The organism is Pseudomonas sp. GW822-FHT02D10 (genome assembly GCF_058802345.1).
The window spans coordinates 253,457-275,961 of the sequence record NZ_JBXAOB010000001.1 but is presented as its reverse complement, the minus strand read 5'-3'; the positions used below and the strand labels follow the sequence as shown (position 1 = coordinate 275,961).

17 protein-coding genes and 6 pseudogenes are annotated in these 22,505 nt (G+C 53.9%); 10 read left to right on the top strand and 13 right to left on the bottom strand.

From position 1 onward, the window contains the following. From AC1RPZ_RS01275 to AC1RPZ_RS01265, 3 genes are read right to left on the bottom strand one after another with little or no spacing between them, the layout of a single operon-like run. Window positions 1-843 (bottom strand): carbohydrate ABC transporter permease, encoded by an 843-nt coding sequence (locus tag AC1RPZ_RS01275; RefSeq protein WP_493133997.1) that lies wholly within the window; start codon window positions 841-843, stop codon window positions 1-3. After that, complete coding sequence (locus tag AC1RPZ_RS01270) at window positions 840-1,802, bottom strand: carbohydrate ABC transporter permease (RefSeq protein WP_493133995.1); 963 nt, start codon at window positions 1,800-1,802, stop codon at window positions 840-842. The genes AC1RPZ_RS01275 and AC1RPZ_RS01270 overlap by 4 nt, the downstream gene beginning before the upstream one ends. A gap of 21 nt (window positions 1,803-1,823) precedes the next feature. Then, on the bottom strand, window positions 1,824-3,098 hold the full coding sequence (locus tag AC1RPZ_RS01265; protein WP_493133993.1) for an ABC transporter substrate-binding protein: 1,275 nt from the start codon (window positions 3,096-3,098) through the stop codon (window positions 1,824-1,826). A 168-nt stretch (window positions 3,099-3,266) separates the two neighbouring features. Between AC1RPZ_RS01265 and AC1RPZ_RS01260 the strand changes: the two genes are divergently transcribed. From AC1RPZ_RS01260 to AC1RPZ_RS01250, 3 genes and pseudogenes are all read left to right on the top strand, one after another. Then, on the top strand, window positions 3,267-4,832 hold the full coding sequence (locus tag AC1RPZ_RS01260; RefSeq protein WP_493133991.1) for a carbohydrate porin: 1,566 nt from the start codon (window positions 3,267-3,269) through the stop codon (window positions 4,830-4,832). Between the two features lie 11 nt (window positions 4,833-4,843). Continuing rightward, window positions 4,844-5,065, top strand: a pseudogene (locus tag AC1RPZ_RS01255) (helix-turn-helix domain-containing protein); the annotation flags it as partial. Window positions 5,066-5,133: 68 nt separating this feature from the next. Next, window positions 5,134-6,042, top strand: a complete 909-nt coding sequence (locus AC1RPZ_RS01250) for a carbohydrate kinase family protein (protein WP_493134785.1) — start codon at window positions 5,134-5,136, stop codon at window positions 6,040-6,042. A gap of 108 nt (window positions 6,043-6,150) precedes the next feature. Here the strand turns inward: AC1RPZ_RS01250 and AC1RPZ_RS01245 are convergent, their stop codons facing one another. After that, window positions 6,151-6,387, bottom strand: a complete 237-nt coding sequence (locus AC1RPZ_RS01245) for a hypothetical protein (protein ID WP_493134781.1) — start codon at window positions 6,385-6,387, stop codon at window positions 6,151-6,153. A gap of 255 nt (window positions 6,388-6,642) precedes the next feature. Between AC1RPZ_RS01245 and AC1RPZ_RS01240 the strand changes: the two are divergent. Beyond that, a pseudogene (locus tag AC1RPZ_RS01240) lies at window positions 6,643-7,050 on the top strand (histone-like nucleoid-structuring protein, MvaT/MvaU family). On the opposite strand, the pseudogene AC1RPZ_RS01235 reads toward AC1RPZ_RS01240, so the two are convergent. The 5 genes and pseudogenes from AC1RPZ_RS01235 to AC1RPZ_RS01215 all read right to left on the bottom strand — a co-directional run. Next, window positions 7,038-7,452 (bottom strand): annotated as a pseudogene (locus tag AC1RPZ_RS01235) (amino acid transporter); the annotation flags it as partial. The pseudogenes AC1RPZ_RS01240 and AC1RPZ_RS01235 overlap by 13 nt on opposite strands. Before the next feature lie 6 nt (window positions 7,453-7,458). Beyond that, the gene (locus AC1RPZ_RS01230; protein WP_493133989.1) at window positions 7,459-7,857 is read right to left on the bottom strand and encodes a DoxX family protein; all 399 of its coding nucleotides are present in this window, start codon (window positions 7,855-7,857) and stop codon (window positions 7,459-7,461) included. After that, the gene (locus tag AC1RPZ_RS01225; RefSeq protein WP_493133987.1) at window positions 7,850-8,548 is read right to left on the bottom strand and encodes an alpha/beta hydrolase; all 699 of its coding nucleotides are present in this window, start codon (window positions 8,546-8,548) and stop codon (window positions 7,850-7,852) included. Before AC1RPZ_RS01225 ends, AC1RPZ_RS01230 begins: the two co-directional genes overlap by 8 nt. A gap of 36 nt (window positions 8,549-8,584) precedes the next feature. Further along, window positions 8,585-9,382, bottom strand: a complete 798-nt coding sequence (locus AC1RPZ_RS01220) for a DODA-type extradiol aromatic ring-opening family dioxygenase (protein WP_493133985.1) — start codon at window positions 9,380-9,382, stop codon at window positions 8,585-8,587. 20 nt (window positions 9,383-9,402) lie between these two features. Continuing rightward, the gene (locus AC1RPZ_RS01215) at window positions 9,403-10,032 is read right to left on the bottom strand and encodes an NADPH-dependent F420 reductase (RefSeq protein ID WP_493133983.1); all 630 of its coding nucleotides are present in this window, start codon (window positions 10,030-10,032) and stop codon (window positions 9,403-9,405) included. 113 nt (window positions 10,033-10,145) lie between these two features. On the opposite strand from AC1RPZ_RS01215, the gene AC1RPZ_RS01210 reads away from it, so the two are divergent. Beyond that, window positions 10,146-11,045, top strand: coding sequence for a LysR family transcriptional regulator (locus AC1RPZ_RS01210; RefSeq protein WP_493133981.1), 900 nt, complete (start codon window positions 10,146-10,148; stop codon window positions 11,043-11,045). A gap of 298 nt (window positions 11,046-11,343) precedes the next feature. On the opposite strand, the pseudogene AC1RPZ_RS01205 reads toward AC1RPZ_RS01210, so the two are convergent. Then, window positions 11,344-11,388 (bottom strand): annotated as a pseudogene (locus tag AC1RPZ_RS01205) (hypothetical protein); the annotation flags it as partial. A 142-nt stretch (window positions 11,389-11,530) separates the two neighbouring features. Beyond that, window positions 11,531-12,430 (bottom strand): LysR family transcriptional regulator, encoded by a 900-nt coding sequence (locus tag AC1RPZ_RS01200; protein ID WP_493134779.1) that lies wholly within the window; start codon window positions 12,428-12,430, stop codon window positions 11,531-11,533. 136 nt (window positions 12,431-12,566) lie between these two features. Between AC1RPZ_RS01200 and salA the strand changes: the two genes are divergently transcribed. Together salA and AC1RPZ_RS01190 are read left to right on the top strand one after the other, a co-directional pair. After that, window positions 12,567-13,850: a salicylate 1-monooxygenase gene (gene salA / locus AC1RPZ_RS01195; RefSeq protein WP_493133979.1), complete on the top strand. Its 1,284-nt coding sequence runs from the start codon at window positions 12,567-12,569 to the stop codon at window positions 13,848-13,850. Window positions 13,851-13,920: 70 nt separating this feature from the next. Next, a pseudogene (locus AC1RPZ_RS01190) lies at window positions 13,921-14,067 on the top strand (catechol 1,2-dioxygenase); the annotation flags it as partial. Window positions 14,068-14,212: 145 nt separating this feature from the next. On the opposite strand, the gene AC1RPZ_RS01185 reads toward AC1RPZ_RS01190, so the two are convergent. Further along, a complete protein-coding gene (locus tag AC1RPZ_RS01185; RefSeq protein WP_493133977.1) occupies window positions 14,213-15,589 on the bottom strand; it encodes an IS30 family transposase in 1,377 nt (458 codons plus the stop codon). Between the two features lie 148 nt (window positions 15,590-15,737). Here AC1RPZ_RS01185 and AC1RPZ_RS01180 point away from each other — a divergent pair, with 148 nt between their 5' ends. Then, window positions 15,738-16,496 carry an FUSC family protein gene (locus tag AC1RPZ_RS01180; protein WP_493133975.1) on the top strand — a complete coding sequence of 253 codons (759 nt, stop codon included), beginning with the start codon at window positions 15,738-15,740 and terminating at the stop codon, window positions 16,494-16,496. A gap of 226 nt (window positions 16,497-16,722) precedes the next feature. Here the strand turns inward: AC1RPZ_RS01180 and AC1RPZ_RS01175 are convergent. Further along, window positions 16,723-17,388 (bottom strand): annotated as a pseudogene (locus AC1RPZ_RS01175) (site-specific integrase); the annotation flags it as partial. Window positions 17,389-19,301: 1,913 nt separating this feature from the next. Between AC1RPZ_RS01175 and AC1RPZ_RS01170 the strand changes: the two are divergent. Both AC1RPZ_RS01170 and AC1RPZ_RS01165 read left to right on the top strand, forming a co-directional pair. Next, window positions 19,302-20,615 (top strand): tyrosine-type recombinase/integrase, encoded by a 1,314-nt coding sequence (locus tag AC1RPZ_RS01170; protein ID WP_493133973.1) that lies wholly within the window; start codon window positions 19,302-19,304, stop codon window positions 20,613-20,615. Between the two features lie 27 nt (window positions 20,616-20,642). Then, window positions 20,643-21,845 carry a hypothetical protein gene (locus AC1RPZ_RS01165; RefSeq protein WP_493133971.1) on the top strand — a complete coding sequence of 401 codons (1,203 nt, stop codon included), beginning with the start codon at window positions 20,643-20,645 and terminating at the stop codon, window positions 21,843-21,845. The last annotated feature ends 660 nt before the right edge of the window (window positions 21,846-22,505 follow it).

The window sequence follows — 22,505 nt, the reverse complement described above, 5'->3', positions numbered from 1 at the left end:
TCAACCCTTTAACGCGCCGGCAGTGAGACCGGAAACGATTCGGCGCTGGAAGATCAGCACCAGAATTACCAGTGGGACGGTGACCAGCACCGAAGCGGCCATCAACAGCCCCCAAGGCAGCTCATGGGGACTCCCGCCGGAAATCAAGGCGATGGCGACCGGCACTGTGCGTTGCGTGTCTGTGAGGGTGAAGGTCAGGGCAAACAGGAACTCGTTCCACGCTGCGATAAAGGCCAATAAGCCAGTGGTGACCAGTGCGGGCCGGAGCAGTGGCAACAGCACACGGGTAAGTGTGACCCAGGGCGAAGCGCCATCCATGATTGCCGCTTCTTCCAGTTCATGGGGCAGTTGCCCCATGAACGTGGTCAGCACCCAGACGGTGAAGGGCAGGGTGAAAATCGTGTAGCTGAGGATCAACGCCCAGGACGTGTTGTACAGACCCAAGGCGCGGATCACTTCGAACAGCCCCGACAGTACAGCGACCTGGGGAAACATCGACACGCCTAGAACCATCATTAATACCGTGCCACGTCCACGGAACTTCACCTTGCCCAAGGCATAGGCGGCGGTCACGCTGAGGAACAGCGCCAGCGTCACCACGCAAAGCGCAACCACCAGCGAGTTAGCGATAGCCCGCAGGAATGAGGCTTGGTGGAGTACCGCCGCGTAATTGGAGAAGTCGGGACTTTTGATCCAGTAGTTCACCTCGAACAAGGCACTGGACGGCTTTAGCGAAGTCACGATGGCGTAGTAGAAAGGGAAGACCGCATACAGCAGCAATACCCCGATCAGACACCAGAACCCGAGGCGCAATAGCGCTTTTTTGAGTAGACGCTGGCTCATGAGCGAACCTCCAGTTGACGGCGTCCGAGGTACAGATAAAGCATGGCGATCACCGCAACGACCAGAAACAGCAGAGTCGAGGCCGCACTGCCATAGCCAACATCCTGGAACTCCACCAGGTGCTGGCGGGCATAGACCGACATACTCATGGTGCTCGAAGAGTTCGAGGTCAGCACATAGATAACGTCGAATACGCGCAGGGAGTCGAGGATGCGGAAGATCGCCGCTACCAGCAATGCAGGCATTAACATTGGAAGCGTGACACGCCAGAACACTTTCAGCGGATGAATGCCATCGACCCTGGCGGCTTCGTAGCAATCGCTCGGCAACATCTGCAAGGCAGCCAGCATCAGCAGCGTGACAAAAGGTACGGTCTTCCAGACGTCGACGATGATGACCGCCCACATCGACAGATCCGCATCTGCCGTCCAGGCCAGAGGAGCATCAATCAGTCCGAGGCTCAGCATCAGATGATTGATGATGCCGAACTGGTCGTTAAGCATCCATGACCAGATCTTCGCCGAGACAATAGTAGGAATCGCCCAGGGAATCAGAATCAACGCACGCACCAGGGAACGGCCGGTGAACTTGATGTTTAGCAGCAACGCCACCAGCAGCCCTAGCACGATTTCCAGTCCCACCGACACCACGGTGAAATGCAACGTGTTGCGCACAGCGTTCCACCATTGTGGATCGACCAGAATGCCCGACCAGTTGGAACCGTCGTGGAACAGATAATTGCTCAAGCCTACGAAGGAGCCGCCACTCGTGTCCGCCAGGTTGGCGTCGGTCAGACTGAACCAGAATGTGCGCAGTAGCGGCCAGGCCGCCACCAGGGCCAGACACAGAAGCATTGGTGTCAGAAACAGCCAGGCGGCGCGTACTCGGCGACGCTGTATGGGCGTTTCCCTGGTGAGCAGGAGCTCGTCACAGGAGGCATGGGTAGTAGAGACAGACATGGTGATTTCCTTCCTTGTGGCTTACCAGTTCCGGCGTTTGATGCGCGTGAGTTCGCTTTCCAGTTCGGCCAGCGCCTGATCGACAGGCAACTCACCCGCCAGCACGCCATGCACTCGATCGAAGAACGCATTGGAGACCCGTGGATAGCGATCGGCGGTTATTGAGGCGGGGCGCATGACCCCATCGTTGAGAATGCTGTGGAGCTGACCGTAGTAAGGCATTGCCGCGAGCAGTTCGGGATCCTGATACAGCGACTCGATAACTGGGTTATAGGCGCCTATCAGAGCACGATGTTTTTGCTGTTGGGCACTGGTCAGGTAGCTCACCAGATCTGCGGCAAGTTTTGGATGGGCGCTGTAGCGCGAAACCGCCAGACCCCATCCACCGAGGGTGGATGCATGGGTGCCGGTCATGCCGCCTCGGGGCAGGGGAGCGACCCCCACCTTGTCTTTTACGGCGCTGTCCTGGCTTTGTACCAGGGCCCAGACATAAGGCCAGTTACGCATGAACAGAGCATTTCCCGACTGGAATACGCCACGTCCTTCTTCCTCGGTGTAATTGAGCACGCCACGCGGGGAGATGTCTCCCACCCAGCTTTTCGCCAGGGTCAAAGCAGCTCTTGAGGCCTGACTGTTGACCACGATGTCTCCTCGTGGATTGACCAGTCCGCCTTCCGGTTGGCTGCTGATCCACTCCAGCGCATTACAGGTCAGCCCCTCGTAGGCGCGTCCCTGAAATATGTAACCCCACACATTGGGGTTACCGGCGTTGCGTTCGGCCTGTTGAACATCCCTGGCGGTAGCGGTCATTTCCTCCCACGTCTGGGGAACCTGCTTGTTGTACTTCTCGAGCAAGTCCTTGCGGTAATACAGCAGACCCGAGTCGGTGAACCACGGCATCGTCACCAGCCGTCCGTTTACCGTGGCGTTATCGACCTGTGCCTGGAAGTAGCCTTGGGTAGCGTTGGCTGGAAGCACCTCTCGCAGATCCATCAGATGTTTGGCCAGCATCCCCGGCCACACCATATCGATTTGAATGATGTCGATGTCGGTGGACTGCGCACTGAGGATCTGCTGGTAGAACGACAACCTCTCGGTCGCCGAGTTAGGCGTGGAAACCACCTCGACGTTGTTGCCAGTCTGTTTCGACCACGCCTCGACAGCCTCCTTGCAGAGTTGTAACTCGGCACCCACTGCACCGCACGAGATCGTCAAATCGGCTGCGCTCGAGACGGACGGAAGTCCGGCACAGAGGATGAGTAGCGCTGCTGGAAGGAGAGATTTCAGCTGTTTCATAAAGCCCTCTTTATTTTTGTTTTTAGAAAAGTTAACGTTAACACCGTCAATGTAGCAGCGTATTTGCGATGAGGCATCCTTTTTTTGTCGATTTGGACAATTCACAACTCACGAAAAAAAAGGTCTGTCGCTGGAACAAAACAATAAAAACAAAACAGGGAAATCCACATGCAGAAAGCATCAAGATGGCTACTCGCAGGCGTGCTCAGCACCTCGGCGGCGACCTCTCAGGCCGCTACTTTGGAAGAACGCATGGCCGCGTTTGAAGCCCGTGCCAGCGCAGCGGAAAAGCGTGCAGCCGCAGCCGAACTGCAGACTCAGGCCCTCGCGAGGGAATTGCAGCAAATCAAACTAGCCACTCCCGTCTTGCCGCCCGCTGCGTCCACTGCGGCAGCCATTCCGGAGCCTACTTTGGATACTCGACTGGCAAAAGTCGAAGCCCGTCAGAAGAGCCTGGAAAAACAGGGCAGCACTGAACACCTCAGTGACGGATTCAGCTTCAAAGGCTACGCGCGCTCCGGATTACTGATTGACGAGGGGATGGGGGGCGGCCGTGGCGGGCCTTATATAACCCCTGCCGGCTCAGTGGGGGGGGCAGTCGGACGACTAGGGAACGAAGCCGACACCTACATGCGTATGGACCTGTCGAAAGAAATCTATGCGCAAAACGGTACCCGCTCCAAATTCACGGTCTCCATCGCCGACGGTGTGGAAAGCCTCAATGACTGGACTGCCGGCGAAAGTAAGCTGAACGTGCGTCAGGTATTCACCGAGCTCGACCATATTGCCGCGTTCAAGGGCAACTCAGTGTTCGAGAACTCTACCCTGTGGGCGGGTAAGCGATTTGATCGGGATAACTTCGATATCCACTGGCTGGACTCGGACGTCGTCTTTCTGGCCGGCACCGGCGGGGGAATCTACGATGTGCAGATGAACAAGAATTGGCGCTCGAATTACTCCTTGATTGGGCGTAGCTTCGGGGATTTCAGCCAAGACGGCATTGATGCCAAAGTGCAAAGCTACATCCTGACCTCCAACCAGTTCTTCGAGGAGGGGCAGTGGCAGTGGATGTTCAATGCCATTGGCTCAAAGAAAAACGATTTCGATACCCGTACTAATAAAGCGGGTTTGACGCCGGCGGATTCCGGCTTGCATAGCATGCTGGCTAATCACCAGAAAAACTTTTTCGGCAGGGAAGGCTTCTTCAAAACGGCGCTACTTTATGGGCAAGGTCTGGGGGCCGAAGTCAAGAACATCGGCTCGGACAGTGAGCTGATCAGCGATGCCCGCAGTCTGCGTCTGGCGCTTTATGGCGAAACACCCATTGCGCCTGGCTGGCGCATCGGCCCCAGCTTGCTGGCTGAACAAAGCAAGAATAGATACGTCGAGGGTGACGACTACCGCTGGCTGACCCTGAACATGCGTTTGGCCAATGAAATCAACAGCAATTTTGAGATGGCCTACGAAATGAGCTGGCAAACCATGAACCTCGACCCGAAGGGCTATCAACAACGTAATGCGGTCGACGGTAACTTTTGGAAATTCACTGTCGCCCCAACATTCAAGCCTGACGTTGGAGACCTTCTCACACGTCCCGAATTGCGAGTGTTCGCAAGCTTCATGAATTGGTCTTCTGATCTGGACAGATACAGTACCTCAGGCTCCTTCGGCAAGACGGACTTCAACGCAGGAGGTGTATGGCAATACGGTATACAAATGGAAACCTGGTTTTAATACATGAACACGTCCGGCCAACGCGCCTTCAGCGCGCCTGCCGGCTGTTGTTGCAAACAGAGATGTCGGTTGCAGATACCTTTGACGTTGGCTATGAAAACCTATCTAACTTCAACAGACACTTTCGCGTCGAAAAGGAATAGACACCGAGCGAATATCGTCGCGGAACAGCGATGACGTTATTCAATCGAAACGGTACTCATCGATCCCTGCCTTTCACCAATGCGCATTGAGTGAGTGATTACCGGTCGAAGCTGATCAGCCAGCAGTTATCCCTATGACAAAAATTGAGGAAATGACGATGGTATTGCCTCGCGCGGTAGTATTTGGCGAAGCCTTGACCGACCTTGTCCAAGGCACTCCTGGACAGTGGAAGGGCTACCCAGGTGGTGCTCCCTGGAACGTTGCACGAGCGCTAAGCCGCTTGGGTGTTAGCAGCGCTTTTGCTGGGGCGGTGAGCATAGATTCACTGGGTGACGAGATAGTTTCGCAGTCGAAAGCGGCAGCGTTAGATATGAGCTTTATCCAACGAGTAGATCGAGATCCTTTGGTCGCCATCGTTCCATCGAGCCGTCCTCCAAGATACTTTTTTGCTGGAGATGCCGATCTGTTTTTTGATCCGGATCTGATGCCCGAAGGATGGATCAACCAAGCAGAGCTGTGTCATTTCAGCTGCATCAGTTTAGCTCGACAGCCACTCGCAGACAGGCTGGTTAAAATTGCTCAGCAGGCCAAAGAAGCCGGTAAACGGATTAGCTATGATCCGAACTGGCGCAATTTAATGGATAGTCATTATCGGGAGCAGACTTTCCCTACGATGACAACCCTTGCTGACATGATTAAGCTTTCCGACGAAGACCTTCGGCAAATTTATCCAGGGCTGACCGAACACCAGGCAATGGATGAGCTTCGCGCTCTTAATCCTCAGGCGCAGATATTGTTTACCCGAGGGGAACACGGGATGATTCTCCACACCCCGGACAGCCAACTCGATCAGCCGGCTATTGCCGTGAAAGTGGAAGACACGGTTGGAGCAGGAGACGCTTGTATGGCTGGTTGGCTGGCTGCGGAGTTGCTGGGGATCGCAGACTTGAGAGAGCGCCTGCGATTTTCAGCGGCTTGCGCATCCATATCTTGCCGCCATGCCGGAGCCCATGCTCCTGCGCTAGCTGATGTGGAAGGTTTGCTGAAGCTGCTAATAGATACCTGACCATGGTTGCCAGCGCCGAGAAATTGTCTAAGTAAAAAACGCGGCGCCGACCCTCGCCCTGGCCATAAGCGTTGCTGACTATTTCTGATTAAAAAGTTCGACTCCCTGCTATACCGGTTTATGAAGCTCTCCGGCTTCAGCATCCGCACGCATCTGATCGAGCTCCTTGATAAATGCCTTGTCCTGAGCCGTAGGCTTACTGGTATATGGCTTGCGCTCCGGCCCAGGCTTGGTGGCATAAGTCGTCACTGCGCCAGGGTCGTGCTGAAGCTTCTCTTGAACTTGAGATTTCAACATCACACGAAGGGCATCTTTGTCAGGGTGGGATAGCACTTTTACGACCATCAAGCGAGCTATGCTCTGAGTGCGTCGTGCGCGACGTCCCTTAGCACTTGGCAGACCTGGCGGGCGATTCAGTCCTATGCGGCAAAACTGACGCATTCCGGTTACTTAAAAGGAGATATTTATATGGAAGTACGTTGCACATCAATCGAAGAAGCTCGTCAGCACATACCCATGACTTTTTGCTATTTACTGACGACGGTGAGGGTAAGATGTGCCACCACTGATAATCCTCACTCTCCTATTGGGAATCATTAAATGTCTCGTCTAGCTGAATACCGAAAGCTCGAACAACAATTAGCTGCCCAACTCGCAGAGCTTGAGTCGATGAAAAGCGACTCCGGCTTGTAAAGGGAAATGGAATTCGAGAGCAAATTGCGCGCTTTGCTCGCCGAATACGGTTACAGCTTGCAGAACGTGATCAACTTGCTTGATCCACAGGCCGGTCGTCGCGCTCCCGCCACCGAGTCCAAAGCTGGCAGCCGTAAGCCGCGCCAAGTGAAAGTCTACAAAAATCCTCACACTGGTGAAGTCGTGGAAACCAAAGGTGGCAATCACAAGACTCTGAAATTTTCGACCCGCAGGTGCCCCACAAATACCACGTCGCTCAAACGCGTTTCAGTGCATCGGCACCTGGAGGCGGAAGGTGAACATCAGCTGTACTGACTTGTCGATCCCGAAGCGGGTTTGGGCTTCCAGGTGTGGGTCAGCTGATAGGCAATTGCCAACCATATGAACCACCCTGGCATGACCATCAAGGCAATGGGTGTCTGGTCTTAATGCCAGCAAACAGAGAACAAAGCCCAGAAACGCCAAAGAGACCCAGGCCATCGGCTCGCCACCAGGCATCTTGTAGATCGATTGCGCATGCAGGTCGGGCCGGCTTCTGCAATAGGCAATGCACGACGCCAGGATGGTCGACCAAGTGAAAATCACCAGGATTGCCGACACGGTAGAGACGATGGTGAACGCGGTCATGACCTCCGGAACGATGAACAGCAACAGTACACCCACCAGCATCAACAGTGTGGTGAACGCCAGGCTCAGCAGTGGCACGCGATTAACCGATGATGTTTAAGATTTCGATGGTTTGGCAGAGAAAGCGCCTTCGCCCAGCAGTGCCACGACCAGTGCGGTCACTGACAAGTAGATCGGGTATTCCCACCCGCCATTAGCGTTGGTGAAGCTCCAGCCGTTACCGAAGTGAACGGTCGCAGCGACGAACAATTGGACGACGGCCACTGCTGCGACCCAGCGTGCATAGACACCCAGTACCAGCATCAAACCGCCGATGACTTCGAAAGCCATCACGGGGTAGGCCAGGAAGCCGGGGAAACCGATTGACTCGAAAAAGCCTGCAGTGCCGGCAGGGGTGAACACTAATACCTTGGTCAGTCCGTGGGCGATGAACATGATGCCCAATGCCAAACGCATGACGAGTGCTGCGTAGGGTGCGGTGCGTGAATCAATCATTGTCTGTTTCCTTTGCTTGGTTAGTCAGTTGGAGTGTTTTGGTCAGCCACTGTGAAAAGTCATGCAGTTCTGCGGCGACAATTTCGTGGGCCATGTCGTAAAAATGTGTCTCGTGCGCCACACCAATCCGGTCGAGCCAGGCGTCCGCTTCCCTTGCCCAGTCGATGGGCAGTACCCCGTCCAGATGGCCATGAGCGATAAACGCCGAGATGGATTTGAGTTGATCCTGAGAGGCAATCAACGGCGCAATTTCTCGCAACATCCGCCCACTCAGAACACCAAACCCTGCCACCAGATCGGGTGCGGTTACGCCGAGGCTGGAACTCATGATTCCGCCTTGGCTGAAGCCCGCAATCACGGTGGGTAACGGAGCAAGTGCTTCGATGAATTGCTTGAGTAATTGACGGCTGGACTCCGCCTGTTCTTGATCAAACGAGGGCCCGTTACTGGTGAAGTTGACCTGATACCAGGCGAAGCCTTGTGGCCCGACCTGTAAGGGCCCGCGTAACAGGAGAATCTCCAATTCCTGCGGCAATGAGTTGGCAATGCCGGCGAGATTGGCCTCGTTCGACCCGACGCCGTGGAGCAAGAGCAAGCGTGCCTTTGGCGTCGAAGCGTTAGAACTTTTGCGAAAGAAGATGCCGGATTCAGGCTCTCGCGCCGCGTCTGAAAAGTTGTATTCATGAATCATGATAAGCAGGGCCTTTTGTAGATGAGCTAAGCCGACTTAGTCGTTTACGGACGAGCCAAACAGATAGCTGTCCATCGAAAGCACCCCGTAGGTAATGCCGCCTTCCAAAATGCGTGTTCGGTAGTTCTCGCCTGCCGCGCCGAGTGCAATCAGCAGAGGCAGGAAGTGCTCATCGGTCGGGTGGGCACGTTCGGCCGCCGGGGCAGCGCTTCGGTAGTCCAGCATTTGCTCGGTATTTCCATCCTTGAGTGTCTGCGCTGTCCAGGCAGCAAACGCCTTCACATAATCCGCGCCGTGGGTGGTCGCCCCTCGAAACTCGTACAAGTTATGAGTCAGGCTCCCAGAGGCGACTATCAGTACGTTCATGTCCCTGAGCGGCTTGAGTGCCTCGCCGAGTTTTAATGCGCTTCGGGTATCCATTGGCATGGGCATCGACACTTGCACCACCGGCACCGTCGCTTCAGGCGCGAGGTACAGCAGCGGAACCCACGCGCCATGGTCGAGGCCGCGAGTTGCGTCCAGGCGAGCTTTCCAGCCTGCTAATGCAAGAAGGTCAACAATGTGGCTCGCCAACACTGGCGCACCAGGCGCGGGGTAGTCCAACTCATACAGCGCCTCTGGAAAGCCACCGAAGTCGTGGATGGTCTTTGGATGGGTGCTCGCGGTGACGCTCACCTCGCCTCGGGTCATCCAGTGAGGCGAGATGATCACGATTGCATCGGGTTGCGGCAGTTCGCGACCGAGCTCAGCCAGCTTTTTACCGGCCAGGCCAGGCTCGATGGCGAACATCGGAGCACCATGAGACACAAACAGCAGGGGGAACGATGTGTTCATGGTGGATCCTCAGTGTTGAATTACTTGCTGAGCCAGACTGGGGCGATTGAAGTACCCAGGCCTGCGCCGTAGCCGAGATAGATGTTCAGGCCTGCCAAAGGCTCCAGGTAGCGAGCATTGACAAGGCCGCCCGCATCTACCGTGTTCCAACCCATGCTTTGAGCCAGCGAGATGGCGGACTGCTTGGCGCGGTCATTGTCACCGGCGACGAATACGCTGCCGATTTGGTTGTCGACGAACTTGGGGCCATCGGCGAGCACTTGGGCAAAGAGCGTGTTGAAGGCTTTGACGATGTGAGCCTGAGGCAGCGCTTTGGCAATTTCCTCCGAGGCGCTGGTCACGTGGCCAATGGTCAGAGACATGTAGTCGGCGCTCAGCGGATTGGTGATGTCGATGACGACCTTTCCGGTCAGATCCCCCAGGCTTTGCAGGGCTGGCACAGCATCGCTGAAAGCGGTTGCAACGACGACGATGTCGCTGTCACCCAGTGCATCGGAAGCAACGTAGGCGGTGACGTTTGGAAACAGCTCAGCCAGTGCCTGCGCCTTTTCGATATCGCGACCGGTGATCCGAACGGTGTGGCCAGCGCTGGATAACTGTTTGGCAAAGCCCGACCCCATGTTGCCGGTACCCATTACTGTAATTTTCATAGCTACCTCCGTCAGTTGCATTGGTTTGCGTTTCGATGAGGCCAGTTTATAGGTTGTGATTTTGAGATAAATAAACTGAAATGTGATTAATAGTTCCGATAGGTGAGACAGTGATGGATCGTGCGCTTGAGATGCTGGTGTTCTGTACTGTCGTCGACAAAGGGAATTTCGTAGGCGCTGCTGAACCTTTGGGAATGTCCAAAGCGGCTATTTCAAGGTATGTGAGCGGGCTTGAGGAACGGCTTGGGGCACGCTTGCTGCACCGTACGACTCGACGCCTTTCCCTGACAGATGAGGGGCGGCAGTTCTATCACCAGGCCAAAGATGTATTGGCCATGATGGATGAGGCGGAGGAAGCGGTTTCGTCTTCGGCGCCGGAGCCCAGTGGTGTGCTCAGGGTGAATGCGCCCGTGAGCTTTGGCATCCTGCACCTCGCGCCCATCTGGGCTGATTTCATGGCGGCCTATCCCAAGGTTGAACTGGACATCAGTTTGAATGACCGGCTCGTGGATCTGGTGGAGGAAGGGTTCGACACTGCCGTTCGAATTGCGCGTATGGAAAACTCTTCGCTGGTCGGGCGCCGCCTGGCAAGCACCCGCATGTGCTTATGTGCTTCGCCATCCTATCTGGCCACTCATGCGCCAATTCGCACCTTGACTGATCTCACTGACCATAGCGTCGTGGCGTACACAAACTTTGCGAGCGGGAGCGAATGGGTCTTTGAAGGGCCGAATGGAAGTGAAAGCGTGCGAACGCGCTCTGTCGTTCGTTGCAATAACGGCGACACCTGTAGAAGCATCACGTTGTCCGGTGGCGGAATTTCTTTACAGCCAAGCTTTATGGTCGCTGACGATTTACGGAGGGGCGATCTGATCGAGATTTTGCCCGAGTACAAATCCGTGGAACTCGGGATTTACGCGGTCTACCCGAGCCGCAAGCATCTGGCCCCAAAGGTACGCGTGTTCATCAACTTCCTGGCCGAACGGTTCGCCGCCCCGCAGTGGGAAAAGTAATGAGGAACTGTCGGCATAAAAACGGCTGTTTTTCGAGCTTAGTGCCAGCCGGAATGAGGATCGATTTACTTACACGAACTCAAGAACGTCTTTGACAGCTTTGCGAGGCTTTTGAGGCCAGTTGCTTGCGCCTGGGTAGGCGCTCTAGTAGCCCCGGCCATTGCTTGCGCTTAACGAGACTCCACTACCCTGACGCCCCAAACGCTGAATAACTTCGTACTACGTACCTTTGCGCAATGGCATCAGCCAATGTCGCTCGGTGCCTGCATGCTGCCACGGATGCAGCAAAGGAGTTGGCCCGCAACATGATGTTCATGCGACTGACCACATCCCAGGCCTCCATACGGCGAAAGAACGCCATGAAAATAACCCGCCAGAGCATAATTTCCAGCGGTAAGGTGAGGTACGTAGTCGATGAACTGGTTCAGTTGTGCGGGCATTGGCAGTGATGCTGCGCTTTGGCGGCACAGTTAGACCTCCAAGATTCAATCACTGAAGAGATCAAACATTAGCTGCCGAAACCACTTGTTTGCCGGATCACGGTTGAACTTCGCATGCCAGAACAAGTTTATGGCTATCTCGGGGAGGGGCAGGGGTAATGGCATTGTTGTCAACCCAAATGGGCCTGAGCAACTGCTGGCGAAACGTTCCGGAACCGTTGCGATAAGGTCTGTGTTCTGCAGAATATGGCCCACGGCTACGAAGTGTGGAACTTCTAGCCGAATGTCTCGTTGTAGGCCTGCTCGATGCATATACGCATCTATCTCACCATGCCCAGTGCTCGCGGCAACAATCCTGACATGCCCGTACTCGCAAAAGCGCTCCCGCGTCATGGGGTGCTGGGTGATTGGATGATCCTTGCGGCACAAGCAAACGTAGCGATGGTGAAAGAGACGCCTTTGGTAAAAGCCCGCTTGCAAGTCTGGTAATAGGCCTACTGCCAAGTCCACTTCGCCGTTGGCCAAGCCCTCGGACAATCCGGCATTGCTACGCAGCGTGCTGACCGATACGCCCGGGGCACGCTTGAGCAGGGTATCGATCAACCGCGGCATGAAGTAGATCTCTCCGATGTCGGTCATCGCGATGACGAATCGTTTTTGACTCGTTGCTGGATCGAAGTCGTCGTGACGATTCAATGCGCCGTGCAACGTGCCAATTGCCTGAGAAATAGGGCCGGCCAGTTGAGCGGCGTAGGGCGTCGGTTCCATGCCTTGGCTCGTTCGCACGAACAGGTCGTCGTTAAGGGTGGTGCGCAGGCGCTTGAGCGCATTACTCACTGCCGGCTGTGTAAGCCCAAGACTCTCAGCAGCTTTTGAAACGCTCCGATCGATCAGGAGTTGGTGAAATATCACTAGCAAATTCAGATCCAGCTCTCGTAGCTGCATGGCGTTTTTTCTCGTTGTTGGTAGTCGAGCTGTATTCAGGTTGGTGATAGTGTCTATGGACTTTACGCCATTTATCAATAGGGCGTGAATGGTCATGATCGGGCTATTCAAAAAACAACACATAAGGTTTTCCCCCATGAGTAGCCCTCATTCTGCTTTGCAAGTGGGTATCGTTGGCGGAGGTATCGCTGGCATTGCCTTGGCACTGAATCTGTGCCGCCATCAGCATCTCGATGTCCAATTATTTGAAGCTGCGCCCGCCTTTGGTGAGGTAGGGGCAGGTGTGTCCTTCGGCGCGAACGCCGTAAGGGCAATCGAAGGATTGGGTATTGGTAAACCCTACGAGCTCATCGCCGACCGTACACCGGATCCATGGCAAGACATCTGGTTTGAATGGCGGCGAGGTGTCGACGCCGGGTATCTAGGCGCCAGTGTCGCTCAAGGCGTAGGTCAATCGTCAGTCCACCGCGCCGACTTCCTGGACGCCTTGGCCAAGCAGTTGCCAGACGGCATCGCCTGTTTCGATAAACGTGCGGTTCGTATCGAGGAAACAGGGGAGCGGGTTCGCGTTCACTTCACTGACGGAACCGACTATCAGTGTGACCTTTTGATCGCCGCGGACGGGATCAAATCCTCCATTCGAGATTACGTACTGCAGGGGTTGGGGCAACCCGTAGTCGCCCCCCGGTTCAGCGGTACCTGTGCCTATCGTGGAATGATTGACAGCGAAAAACTACGTGCGGCTTATCGCGCCGCAGGTGTTGATGAGCATTTGATCAACGTTCCGCAAATGTACCTGGGGCTCGACGCGCATATTCTGACCTTCCCGGTTAAGCACGGCAGGCTGATCAATGTGGTTGCGTTTGTCTCAGATCGTAGTCGCCCAAACCCCGTATGGCCGCAAGACATGCCATGGGTGAAAACCACGAGCCAGTCCGAAATGCTGGAAGCATTCTCTGAATGGGGTGATGCCGTTCGCGTTCTACTTGAATGCATCCCTACGCCCACCCTCTGGGCACTCCATGAGCTGGATGAGCTTCCTGGGTATGTCCATGGACGCGTAGGCCTGATTGGTGATGCTGCTCACGCCATGCTCCCTCATCAAGGTGCCGGCGCGGGGCAGGGGCTTGAAGATTCTTGGCTTCTTGCACGCTTGCTGGCTGATCCTCGGGTTCTTCAAAGCGACGTCAGAAATGTGCTCGAGGTTTACGACGCCATACGTCGACCACGCGCTTGTCGCGTTCAGCGTACCTCATGGGAAGCAGGCGAACTCTATGAGTATCGAGATCGCCAGGTCGAGGACAACGAGCCCCTTCTTTCAACGACATTGGCCAGCCGGTTTGACTGGGTGTGGAACCACGACATGGAATCCGATCTGGCAGGCGCACGTGCTCGACTCGGATGGGCAGAGCTCGTGTAAGTCAGTTTTGGGATGCGTCAGTTCGCAAGGGCTGACGCCGTAAGCCAACAAAAATAAGAGGGCTACATTCATGACCGTAAGCATTTCTAATACGCCCGAAGTCTGCGAGTTTCTCCAAGATGCTACAGGGTTCAAGAACGTGGATGGCAATCCGCGTAGCAAGCAAATTGTGCTGCGTATTCTGCAAGAGACCGCCAAGCTCATCGAAGAGTTGGAAATCAGCGATGATGAATTTTGGGCAGACGTTGAATATGTCAACTGTAGTGGTCAACTAATCCCGGACACGACGTTAAGTTTTTCTTCGGCCCGAGCTGGCGCCAGCTCACCGTTGAATTGATGGGGTCGAATCCAGTTGGGCGAATTCAACCGGTCGTCGCAACACTGGATTGTTGGACAGATTTTAGATACTCATTCAGTGCTTCGGCAGGTGTTTTCCAGCCGAGTGTTTTTCGGGGTCTCGTGTTAAGTGCGTGGGCTACTGCTTGGATCTCTTGGGCACTCCAACGAGACAGGTCGGTGCCTTTCGGGAAGTATTGCCGTAGAAGGCCGTTCGTATTTTCGTTCGTGCCGCGCTGCCATGGACTATGGGGGTCAGCAAAGAAAACCTTCACTCCGGACTCGATGGTAAATCGAGCGTGATCCGACAGCTCCTTCCCACGATCCCAGGTCAAAGATCGCCACAGTTCGATGGGAAGATCAGTCACCGTCTTCTTCAATGCGTTGGCCATACTAACAGCCCCATAGCCGGCCAGCGCCGGGCCGTTCTTCGTCCGGGGAATTAGCCCATAACCTTTCTCGCGAGGCAGATGGACGAGCATGGTGAATCGAGTTGAGCGCTCGACCAGCGTTCCAATCGCAGAACGGTTCAGACCGATGATCAGGTCACCCTCCCAATGCCCGGGTACAGCCCGGTCCTCTACCTCAGCAGGGCGACTGGAGATCATGACATCCTCGCTGACGTGTGCCCACGCTTTGGCCTGCGCTCTTGCTCTCGGCACGCGCAATGCTCGTCCTGAGCGCAGGCAGCTCACCAGTTCGCGCTTGAGAGCTCCTCGACCCTGAATGTAGAGCGCCTGATATATGGCTTCGTGAGAGATGCGCATGGATTCATCGTCCGGGAAATCGATCTGGAGCCGGTTGGTAATCTGTTCGGGCGACCAGCCATTGACCCATTTACGGTCACTGCGATGTGGTTTATTTCGGCCTTTGAAGGGCGCTTGTCGAGGCCCAGCAATCTCACGGCCATCGGCGTCTTGAACCTTACCCTCAAGACGGTCTCGTACGTATTGATGCAGTCGCGGGTTAGTGACCAGTTTCGCTGGCTTAGGCCTCTTGGCCACCAGTTCTGCCTTCCATTGCGCGACTGACGCTCGATACTCAAGCCGACCGCAACGAGTTGCAGCATTACGTGTCAGCTCCCGTGAAATTGTCGATGGGCTTCGTCCAAGGCGACGGGCAATCTCACGAACGCCAACACTTTGCGCCCGAAGCAGCCCAATCTCTTCTCGCTCTGCGAACGATAAGTATCGTCCTGATATGTGGTTCGACATGAATAATGGCATCCCGCCCCGATGACGGAACCAGCGTGTGCCTACCGCTGTTGATACGCCAACGGCCTGTGCTGCCTTTTCGCTTGTGATGCCGGTCGCGATCCGCACCCAAAACAGCCGCTCGATCTCATTACGAAGTGACGGCGCGCCTGGAGAACGCATCGCTCCCCGGCCCGTCAATTTTTGCATCCATCCTGCGGGTCGTCCCATAAACACCTCGATCAAGGTGTTGCGACGACCGGTTGAATTCGCCCAACTGGATTCGACCCCATCAATTCAACGGTGGGCTGGCGCCAGCTCGGGCCGAAGAAAAACTTAACGTCGTGTCCGGGATTAGTTGACCACTACAGTAGCGCGGTGTACGGAGATCAGCCTCGGGATTATCTGTACAACGCTCGTAAGCGCATTGTTATGGCCTTCAAAGGTGGAGTTCGCACTTACTGAGCAAGCGCGGGACATCAGCAAGCGTGGTATTCAGGCAGCGCAGGCGAGCCTGGTCGGCGGGGATTCCGCTCGTAACGATTTACTGGAACTGCTCTCCAGAATCCTAGCAGTAGATGCTCAACGCGAGCACGCATGGTTTGAAGGTCATTCGGGGCGTCAACGTGCCCGAGCTATCGGAGCGCTGGTCCAGTCATTATTAATGATGCTGCGCCTTTGTCGTTCAGTCCGTCGGCAATGGCTACAGTTGGATAACATCCAGACCCATGTCCTGGCGCCCTGGTTGGGCGATGTCTGGCAAGCGTTGTCGGATCCAGACCAGCCAGAGGTTGAGGCGCTGAGGCGCCGGCTTTGGGAGCAGGTCAATGATCAGCAAAACAGCGGGGTCGAACAATTCTGTGTGGCACGCATGGTGCTGGTTCTGGATAACGCCATGGCGAGCAGCCAGGCGCTGCGTGATGTGGAGGAGGGCCGAAGGACTCCTTCAACAGTCAGTCTGGCTGTGCAGCGTGACTTGATTTCGGCAGTCTTGTTTGGTGCGCGTAGTGCGTTGGCTTTTCTCGCAATGGCCTGCCTTTGGCTGGCGCCCGCATGGCCCGCAGCGACTGGCGGAATGCATGGAATGCATGGTGGGCCCACACACCCGGAAATCTAGAAGGCCTTGCGACGTTTTTCGTCGCCCTTTCAAGGGCAAAACAGCGTGCGATATTTACCTTTTGCCAAGCGCGTGGCCAGTGACGACGAGTAGCTGAACTATTCCAGCTTTTAGCCGCAGCCGGTGTACCAGAGATCGATTTGAATGCTGGTTGATCCGGAAAGGTTATGTAGTACGAAAAAAACCGCTCAGACACTTTAGACTGCAAGTGGGACCTACTCGAGGATCATTTCCGCATCTTTAGTCCCTTTACTGATCTGGCTCGTTGTTCGTCCAAACTGTTGTAGTAGGTGTTTTGCGTCGTGCTAAGGCTGTTATGACGCAGATCTGCTTGGAGGTCTTTCATATCGCGAAGCCGCGCATCATGCCGTAGCCAGTGGAGCGAGGCAGAGCGGAGTTGATCAATCTCATCCTCACTCCAACCTTCACTCTGCATACGTTGCAAGGCGCGATCAAACACTGCTTGAAGAAGCGAACGTACATCGACAGCCCACCGCGACCTTTCAGTGTGGTAATCAGTGGCGTTTGTTCCTGTGGTGAGGGCAGGGGAGAGCTGTAGGAAGTGGCGATACCTCACAAGATAGCGCTCAACGTACTCGTCTCTCACGCTGATCTTGGCCGCATTGTTGCCTTTACCGACGACGTGGAACCACCAGTTGCCCGTTGTATCCCGCCGCAAATCTCCCATTGCTGGCCGCCAGTTGTCACGGCCGACCAGATCAGACACACGGAGGTACATAGCAAAGAGCGTCGCCACGACAAACAGCGTGCGCTCATGGGCTGGATCATCGTCAGCCATCTGTTCCGCAGTATCAATCACGAAACTCCATTGCAACTCGGTCAAGGACCGAGACGCCACATCCAGTGTGTTTCGCTGCTTGTAGATCGACTTCTAAGTCTGGCGCCGGTATCCCTTAGCTAGGACACAGAGGCGACAGCACGGTGATGGTCACTGCAGAAAGTCGAAGTAATTAGTAGATAGCGCTTAGAACCAGCTATCGATCATTTCCTTCCGAGTTTATCCAAAGATTTCCTTCTGCGTTCTCACGTCGGTTGACTGTGCTCGTAGCCTACGATGCTGGGCGTTTATACGGCCGAAAGCGAGGAGCCGATCCAAAAAGTTTCAGATTTACGGACCAATCCACGCGAGAGTTTCAAGTTTACCTTCACAAAAGGGTGTTCAAAGGCGATTTGGGGGCAAAAAGTTTCAATTTCGCGGAGTCGCAAGACAGACAACAGTTATTCATTTCCCGGTGAGCGGTGAAATTGGATATGGACAGTTAGGTTTATAACCTTGACGGACACATTATTTAACATAATATACATTATGCGACCTATTGGGTTACGGTCCGGGGTGGTGGTGTCGTTGTCACTTTAAAATCAGAAAAATCATCTTAAAAAAAAGCGCTCGGAAGTAAATCTTTGAAACGATGGTTTCGTCCCCACTTCAATAAATTACTTCCGCACTCTCTAGGTCGCACGTTTCGCATTCTATCTGATGAGTTTATGGTTGGTACGGCCACCCGATTGTGGCCCCCCCTTAAAGATGGCACCTTTGTTGGCGCCACCGATTTTCGTTTCGAAAGCCTTGTAGGCCGTGCCTCTGCAAACATTCCACACCCTCGGAGATCGCCATTTCAGTGCTTTTTAATCTGGCGGAATAGGCCCTAACATATGGTATGACTACTTTTTTGTTAGTTCGGGACGCCGTATGCCGCGTAGAAATGCTTCCACGCGTCCTGGTAAGCGCCCATTTCGAGCAGGTTGCCCCAGCGCAATAAAGAACCCGAATGCACGACCTCTTTTAAAACTGGCTGAAACCTTTAAAAATGACCCCGCCTGTAGCCCAATGAAAACGATGGTTTGCGATTTTCTGAAACCTAAAAAGCGCTCGCAATATGTGCTTGGCCGCGAAGGTTCGATCGTTCGTATCAGAACGTTCCAGTCTCATCGACCGGTACGCGAAGATCCAGAAAGATCGAATATCAGGGCAGCAACCCGGAAGCTACGCCCAGGTAGTGCAAACCTCGCCTGCGCCATGAAGGCTAAGCTTGGTTGAGGGCGTGCAACACCGGCGTGCGTTGCGTGGATAAACATTGGAGCGAGCGACCGATATGCCAGCTCAGAGAGATTCAAGCGTGGAGAATAGCGCTATATGGGCGAAAGGAGAGTATCTAAAGGTGTATTCCAGACTGAAGCTTCGAAGAAGCTTCATTATAAAATCACTAACAGTTCTGGATTTCAAGAGTATTTCTTATGGGCTGACAATTGGTTGTTCTCGATGCCCCCTCATTTAAAAGAAAGCTTTTAAAAATGATCGAAACCTTTAAAACTGGCCAGACCAACTAATTATGGCGGTTACTGCCGTGCAGTCCGTATTATTAGGATGGTGCAGCTAAAACACTTTTGAAAATGGCTGAATCTTTTAAAAGTGACCCCTAGGTTATGGTTGTCGTGAAGCCCCCCCTATCTAAAGCGCTATTGGCACCTCTCAATAGCTGGGTAGTTTGAGCACGGAACCCGCACAGTTTGGGGCTTGTGGCCGTGCAGTCGGCGTTTCTCAGCCAGGGCTCGGTCAAAACTGTCAATATATAACTAATTAGTCTTTAGTTGTCTGGTCATCAGTCAAGCTTTGAAAGAGAAAACTTGCAAAGACATGTTTGCCATGTATAACCTACATGCCATCGATCAAATGGTTAGGGCTATGCGATGAGCGATTCATCCAGGCAGGCGGACACGCTCGCCTCGAACAAACGGAAGGATAAGCCCCCTACTTCCGATAACTCCCAGAATCGGAAATCTGCAATGCAGTATTCCATGAAGGATAACAAGATGCCGGCCCCGTATCCGCTGTTCAACACCTATAAAGAATTCGTCAATCACACTAGCGATGAACCCGACCCGAGCCTGCCGCTGGTGATGCGCTATTTGGCGAACTTTGATGCGCATCTGAAACCCGTGGGCGGTTTCGAAGCGGTCAGTGGTTTTCTGCGTACATACTCAAACGTCGAGGCGACATTTGTTTCATATCGCACCCATGCCGAGCGGCTTCTGCTTTGGGCATTGTTGATCAGAAAGAAGCCCTTGATGGAGCTGCGTCGCGCAGACGCCGAAGCCTTCTTGGAGTTCTGCATGGCTCCACCCATAGGTTGGCTTGGCCCAGTGACACGCAGCAGGTTCCTGAGCGTTGCATTCGACAAAGATTTAGAGCTATGCCCAAATCCACGCTGGCACCCATTCTCGGTGAAGACAGCGAATCGCATAAGTAATGCAGCTGATCTTGAAGGCCCAGTTACTGGCGTACCGTACCAACCATCCCGAGGGAGCATTTCCCAAGTTTTTTCGGTTTGCAGCAGCTTGTACGAATACGGTCTGGATGAGGGCCTGACGTCGACGAATCCCTTCAGGGCGATCAAACAGAAATCGCGCTTCAAAGCATCGCGCTCAATGGAGCAAACCGGACGCGCCCTCACGCCACTTCAATGGGACTTCGTACTGACCACCGCTGAAAAAATGGCAGCAACGGCTCCTGAACAGCATGAACGGACTCTGTTCATCGCCGCTACGTTATTTTCGATGTACCTACGCGTTTCAGATATCTGTGGTCGGGTGAATTGGCAGCCCACAATGGGTTCCTTCAAGACAGATCATGAAGGCAACTGGTGGTTCCACCTCATTGGTAAGGGTGACAAAGCCGCCAAGGTAGCTGTAAGGCCGGAATACATTGATCGTTACCTGAAGCGCTACCGGCGGTTTATGGGGCTGTCTGAACTGCCATTACCTAATGAGCAGACCCCTCTGATTGCGACCTTGAATGGTCGTCCAGGGTTATCCACTCGAATGGTTCATTCGATCATCCAGAAGCTATTTGACCGCGCTGTTGATGAAATGGTGAACGAAGATCGCCAGCCTGGCGAGATCGAGGCTCTGCGGGTTGCCTCCACACATTGGTTAAGGCATACGGCTGCGACACTTGATGCTCCTTGGCGAGATGCCAAGGACTTGCAGATGGATTTACGTCACAACAATTTGTCCACTACTCAGGACATTTACTACAGCAGTTATGAAGATAAGCGCTCGTACTCGCTTAAAAAACTGGGTTTGAAAAATCGCGACTAATTTTCAGAGACAACAGGTAGAAAAATCATGGAATCAATCCCCCGCCCATGCTTTGAAACGCTACAAGAATTTTCACTGCTAGACCCCGACACCCTTGATGGCGAGCTCTCAGTAATTCAGCGTTTTCTCAACCGATGCCCAACTAGCAGTCTGCCGACAAAAAGCTACCTGCTAGTGAAGCAGTTTTTGATTAAGCATGCCGAACCCACGCGCTATTCAAACTACCGAAGCTGTATCGAGCGACTCTTGCTCTGGAGCATTTTGGAGGCAAAAAAAACCATAACTGATTTGAATGAAGGCGACATTCAAGAATTTATGAGCTTCTGCACATCCCCCCCGGACTCATGGGTGGCAGATAAGTCTTGTCGGCGATTCACTCCCGGCAAACTGAAACAGGCAATAGGATTTAACCCCGCCTGGCGTCCATTTAGCTTTGACCAACCGTCTATTGGGGAGGATGGTACTCGCATAGCATACATAGCAGGTAGAGGCGCGCTCGCTATGCAGATGTCTGTAGTTGCGGCTTTTTTTCTGCATCTACACTATAGTGCCCTTATAGCAACCAACCCTGCGCAAAGGCTACATGCTGCCGGATTTTACGCTATAAGTCTTCCTGTTCACACTGGTGCGAATGTCTTCACTGACGAAGAATTTGCGGTGTTGATGTTGACGCTTAGCGACATGGCGGATAAGGAAATCAAACATGAACGTACGCTGCTCATGATTGCGTCCGTTTATTATCTTAGGATGCAGCCATCTGAGGTCGACAGCCTAGGGGGAGATCTAACAATCAGTGCTCTGCGACTTATGCGGGATGGAACTTACGATTTAGTGGAGGAGAAGTTTCCCGGCAATCACGCGTGGAAAATACATTCTGAGTTTGTAGATCACTATGTGAATCGTTATCGTAAAAAATTTGGCCGACAATCCATTCCGTTGGAGCGTGATCACTCATTGTTGCTCGGGAAGATTCGTGGCAAAGATTCGATTAGCTCAGCTCATGCGAGACTGTTATTCCGGACAGTATGTCAGGTCGTCATTGATAGGCTTACCGAGAGCGGATGTGTGGTCTCGCCTGACTCAGGGTTCCGTAAAGCGAGTCTGCTCTGGTTGCGAGAAACAAGTATGCACCACAGCGCAAGGACGATGGGGATGGATGACGTAATCAGACTTGTGCGAAAATCAAACGCCGAAAGTGCCTACCAACGTTTCTTTGCGTGGCGTGGTTAGAATCTAGCAGGTCTGCCCTACTCTTTACGGAGGTTATTTCTAGTAAGCATTTTAGCTCAACTAAATGACTATTTAGTTGAGTTAGCTATACTATTCTGCCCGTGGGCTGAATCTCTGCATCAGCCACACTACTTCATTTTGAACGCTATCTTGCCTTGGCATTGCTCCTCCTCAGCGACTGCTGGGATAGATGGGTAGGCGGTTTAGGCAACACTCCTCTTATTAGGCTTACGTGCAGCAAATCGTTAGATGACTTGTTGTGCAATATTGCAAGCTTCCAGAAGCTCCTGACCCCCTCATACCAAAATCCTGAAAGCTCATCCTGTGGGCGTGGCTCTCCGAGCTCGGCTGTCGTGAATCAAGCCGCCCGCAAAGCGTCCGTCTTGACACTGCGGATTTCCATCCTCACGCCTGCGCGCTCCGCTTGCCTGTTCCTGCGTGGTGGTCATAGCTTGGAGCTCTCAACGAAGTCGGCGCTCGATACGAGCCCTCTGCTCGAGGCTTCAGGCTCTGAAATTTCTTGCGAAATTAACGCTACGCACAGCGTTGAATCCGCTTCGCAGTAGCCACCGCGTATTCATCGATACCCAAGGGGGCCACTGGAAAATGAGCTTTCGATCTGCCATGAGATCATTACCCTCATGAGAGCCCTGCTCCTTT